This is a genomic window from Streptomyces sp. NPDC058157 (assembly GCF_042884105.1).
Lineage (GTDB): Bacteria > Actinomycetota > Actinomycetes > Streptomycetales > Streptomycetaceae > Streptomyces.
This window is the reverse complement of sequence record NZ_JBHVUQ010000331.1, coordinates 1-4,770: the sequence shown is the minus strand read 5'-3', so window position 1 is coordinate 4,770 and position 4,770 is coordinate 1. Positions and strand designations below refer to the sequence as shown.

At 69.2% G+C, this 4,770-nt stretch carries 3 protein-coding genes and 2 pseudogenes; all 5 read left to right on the top strand.

Annotation, left to right across the window (positions count from 1 at the left end; genetic code table 11):
* Positions 1-102 (top strand): annotated as a pseudogene (locus ACFVXK_RS37080) (ATP-binding protein); the annotation flags it as partial.
* A 293-nt stretch (positions 103-395) separates the two neighbouring features.
* Entirely contained in the window at positions 396-3,593 is a 3,198-nt protein-coding gene (locus ACFVXK_RS37075; protein ID WP_389621323.1) for a nitrate- and nitrite sensing domain-containing protein, read from the top strand.
* Positions 3,594-3,603: 10 nt separating this feature from the next.
* The gene (locus tag ACFVXK_RS37070) at positions 3,604-4,017 is read left to right on the top strand and encodes a roadblock/LC7 domain-containing protein (protein ID WP_030037347.1); all 414 of its coding nucleotides are present in this window, start codon (positions 3,604-3,606) and stop codon (positions 4,015-4,017) included.
* A 93-nt stretch (positions 4,018-4,110) separates the two neighbouring features.
* Positions 4,111-4,665 (top strand): DUF742 domain-containing protein, encoded by a 555-nt coding sequence (locus ACFVXK_RS37065; protein ID WP_358892742.1) that lies wholly within the window; start codon positions 4,111-4,113, stop codon positions 4,663-4,665.
* Positions 4,646-4,770: pseudogene (locus ACFVXK_RS37060) on the top strand (ATP/GTP-binding protein); the annotation flags it as partial. The gene ACFVXK_RS37065 and the pseudogene ACFVXK_RS37060, both read left to right, overlap by 20 nt.

The window sequence follows — 4,770 nt, the reverse complement described above, 5'->3', positions numbered from 1 at the left end:
CCCGACGCCCCCATCATCACCACCGACGCCCGCCACCGCGGCGACGCCAAGAGCGCACTCATCACCCTCGTCGAACACGCCCTCATGGCACGGCTCAAGTAACGGCCGATATCAGGCGAATGCGCGGAGGCGGGCTGTGTCATAGGACACGGCCCGCCTCCGGTGTTCATAACGTTTCGACAGAGAATTACCCTCTGTTGGACACGGCGCGCGTTCGTCCGGTGCCGCTCTGCGCACAACTGGCCCCGTTTTTGCCGCAGCTCGCTCTTTATGTCCGTTTTATGCGGGACGTAAGGCTCTTGGAATGGCCGATTCCAACTGTTTGGAACACGGCGCTTCATCGTGCTGGAATTCAACGAACTAGCTAGTAGCACCGCCGAGAGGTTGTTGGTCGAGTGAGGCGAAGCAACTCGAGTCCCGCGGGTGAACCCGCTCGGGGCAACTTCACCCCGCCGCCGCGCGCGGCCATGTCGCCCGTCGACGTGCCCGTGGAACCACCGGCGGGCGGCGGCAGCACCAGCAAGCTCTCCCCCCGCAACTGGCGCGTTCCCACGCGTCTGAACGCCATCCTGCTCGTCCCCGTCCTCGTCGGACTGGTCATGGGCGGCTTCCAGGTGAAGGGCTCGATCGACACCTGGAACGAGGCGAAGGACGCGGAGAAGACGGTCCGCATCGTCCAGGCGGCCGCCGAATACGGCCAGGCCCTCCTCAACGAGCGTGACCTCAGCGCCGAACCGCTGCTGAAGAACGACCGCGGCAACGAGGCGGTGACGAAGGCCTACGCGGCCACCGACGCCGCCAAGGCCAAGTTCGCCGCGGCCGTGAAGGACATGCCCAAGAAGCAGGGCCTCGAGCGCCGCCTCGAACTCTTCCGCCAGGAGGAGCCGAAGCTGGAGCAGGTCCGCAAGACGGCCTACGCCGTCCCGGAGACCACCAAGAAGAACCTCCCCTCCCAGGCCGGCCCCGTGCCGACCGAAGAGGGCTACGTGCTGGTGCAGCACTACCTGATGCAGTTCTCCAACGAACTGGGCCTGGGCACCGGGAACGTCACCAGCTACGGCCGCATGGTCTACGCCGTCGAGCTGGCCAAGGCGGCCAACTCGCTGCAGCGCTCCATCGGCACGCACCTGCTGGTCCGCCCGAACGAGGACGAGAACGTCCGCAAGGCCCAGCTCGTCGCCTTCTCCTCCTACGCCTACCTCGAGGAGATCGCCGCCGGCGAGTACGTCGCCGCCGGCACCGAGGAGGACACCAAGCGCCTCCAGGAGGTCATGGCCAAGAAGTCCCAGGAGGGCGCCGCCAAGCTCGCCCAGGCCAAGCAGGCCGCCGAGCAGGCCGGTACGCCCTTCAAGGCCCCGCCCGTGGTCAACGGCTCCGCCCTCACCGGCATGACCGAGGCGATAGCCGGCGGCGACAAGCCCGCCAAGCTCGCCCTGATCGGCGTCACCCCGCAGGCCTGGCAGGCCGCCGCCACCGCGAAGTTCGACGGCTACGCCGAGGTCGAGCAGGAACTCCTCGACAAGGCCGTCAAGGACACCGTCGCGGTCTCCGACAAGGCCCAGAGCGACGCCATCCTGACCGGTGCCATCGTGGTCGTGGCCCTGCTCGCCGCCTTCATCCTGGCCGCGATGATGGCCCGCCAGATGAGCCGCTCGATGCTGCGCCTGCGCACCTCCGCCTTCGACGTCGCCGAGCAGCGCCTGCCGATGCTCGTCGACCAGCTCTCGCGCACCGACCCGGGCAAGGTGGACACCCGTGTCGCGCCGATCCCGATCAACTCCCGGGACGAGATCGGCGAGGTCGCCCGCGCCTTCGACCAGGTCCACCGGGAAGCGGTCCGGCTCGCCGCCGAGCAGGCCCTCCTGCGGGGCAACGTCAACGCGATCTTCACGAACCTCTCCATGCGCAACCAGTCGCTGATCGAGGGCCAGCTGACCCTGATCACCGACCTGGAGAACAACGAGGCCGACCCGGACCAGCTGGAGAACCTCTTCCGCCTGGACCACCTGGCCACCCGTATGCGCCGCAACGGCGAGAACCTCCTCATCCTCGCGGGTGAGAACCCGGGCCGCCGCTGGGACCAGCCGGTGCCCCTCGTGGACGTCCTGCGCGCCGCCTCCTCCGAGGTGGAGCAGTACGAGCGCATCGAGCTCTCGGGTGTCTCCGAGGCCGAGATCCACGGCCAGGCCGTGACCGACCTCGTGCACCTGCTCGCCGAGCTCCTGGAGAACGCCACCACGTTCTCCTCCCCCCAGACCAAGGTCCGGGTCAACGCGACGCGCCTGCCCGACGGCCGTGTGATGATCGAGATCCACGACAAGGGCATCGGCCTCACCGCCGAGGACTTCGCGGACATCAACCACAAGCTGGCCAACCCGCCGACCGTGGACGCCGCGATCTCGCAGCGCATGGGTCTGTTCGTGGTCGGCCGGCTGGCGGACCGCCACAGCATCCGCGTCCAGCTGCGCCCCTCGGGCGAGCAGGCCGGCACCACCTCGCTGGTCATGCTCCCCGACGCCATCACCCACGGTGGCGGTGGCGAGGGCATCCCGGACGACGACTTCACCGTCTCCTCGATCATCCCCGAGCAGCAGGCCCAGCAGGCCGCCCCGCTGCGCACGGCCGCCGAGCTCGGCTTCGACGACTCCCGCTACGACGCCCAGGGCGGCGAGCAGAAGCCCGCCGACCCGGTCGTGCGGTCCCTGGGCCGCGAGGAGCGCCGGGCCGCCCTGGAGGCGCAGCTCAACTTCGGGCAGGAGCAGGCCCCGCAGCCGGAGCAGCAGCAGTACTCCGCCGAGGGTTATCCGGAACCTCAGCCCGAGCACGCGTACCAGCCGTACCAGGAGTACGAGCAGCCGTCCGCGCAGGGCTACGAGGCCCCGTACGAGGAGCCGGCCCAGCAGCAGTCCTACGAGGCGTTCCCGGAGCAGGGCTATGCCTATCCGGAAGTCGGCTACCAGGACGGCGGGCAGCCTGCGCAGGCGTACGAGAATGGTTACGCGGAGCAGTCCCCGCAGGCCGCATGGCCCGAGCAGAACACCTACTCGGAGGCCTACCAGCAGGACTACGGGACCGAATCGGAACCCACGGCCGCTCCCGAACCGGCCGTGGACCGCGTAGGCTTCGACCGTCCGGGCGCCGCTGCCGACACCGGTCACGCGTTGACCGGAGCGGGCCTGCCGCGACGCGGCAGCCAGCAGCAGTGGGGTTCGGGCCAGAAGGAAGCGGAGCCCACCGGTTCCCTCTTCGAGCAGCGGCCGCAGCGACAGCAGCAGCCGGCGGCACCGAAGGAGGCCCCGGCGGACGAGGCGGCCGGCGCGGGCTGGCGTTCGACGAACGACGAACGCTGGCAGCAGGCCGGCAAGCTCCGTGAGCCGAAGGCGGGCGGGGTCACCTCGTCCGGTCTCCCTCGGCGGGTGCCCAAGGCCAACCTGGTCGAGGGCGCTGCGGAGACGACCCCGCAGGGCGGCCCCCAGGTCTCCCGCGCCCCGGAGGACGTGCGCGGCAGGTTGAGCAACCTGCGCCGTGGTGTCCAGCAGGGACGCAGCGCGGGTTCCGAGCAGTCAAGTAACAGCTATGACCAGGAGCGTTAGTGTGAGCGCGATGAGCCAGGCGGCGCAGAACCTGAACTGGTTGATCACCAACTTCGTGGACAACACCCCCGGGGTGTCCCACACGGTGGTGGTCTCCGCCGACGGCCTTCTGCTGGCGATGTCCGACGGATTCCCGCGCGACCGCGCCGATCAGCTGGCGGCCGTGGCCTCCGGTCTGACCTCGCTGACCGCCGGAGCCTCCCGCATCTTCGAGGGCGGCGCCGTCAACCAGACCGTGGTGGAGATGGACCGTGGGTTCCTCTTCCTCATGTCGGTCTCCGACGGGTCCTCGCTCGCGGTGCTCGCGCACCCCGAGTGCGACATCGGCCTCGTCGGTTACGAGATGGCCCTCCTCGTGGACCGAGCGGGCAGCGTCCTCACCCCGGACCTGCGCGCCGAGCTGCAGGGAAGCCTTCTCAACTAGCAAACAAGCAGTGCGTTTCGCGTCATCGCACCGTAGGGTGCGGTGGCGCGGTTCCACAGGGAGTACTGCGTTCTTGGAGTCGGAGGAGGAAACGTGACAACACCCGGAGGACATCCTTATGGCGGCCAGCAGCCGCAGGGTGGGCACGACCAGAACCGCTTCAACTTCCCCTCCGCTCCCAGCCGGCCCGTGCCGGAGCAGAACCCCTACGCACAGCAGCCGTACGGCCAGCCCCAGCAGCCGCAGGCGCCCCACCGGCTTCCGCAGCAGCCCCCTCGGGCCGCGCAGCCGCAGGCTCCCAAGGCGCACAACCCGCTGGTGCGTCCGTACGCGATGACCGGCGGCCGTACCCGGCCGCGCTACCAGCTCGCCATCGAGGCGCTGGTCAGTACCACGGCGGATCCCGCCCGGCTGCAAGGGCAGTTGCCCGAGCACCAGCGCATCTGCCGCCTGTGCCAGGAGATCAAATCCGTCGCGGAGATCTCGGCACTTCTCTCCATTCCTCTTGGTGTCGCCCGCATCCTCGTAGCCGACCTGGCGGAGGCGGGCCTTGTCGCCATTCACCAGCCCGGCGGCGACGAGTCTGCCGGCGGCCAGCCAGATGTGACACTGCTCGAAAGGGTGCTCAGTGGACTTCGCAAGCTCTAACGGCGGAGCGGCTCGCTCCACCACCTCCGCGAAGATCGTGGTGGCGGGCGGCTTCGGCGTGGGCAAGACCACGTTCGTCGGCGCGGTCTCCGAGATCAACCCCCT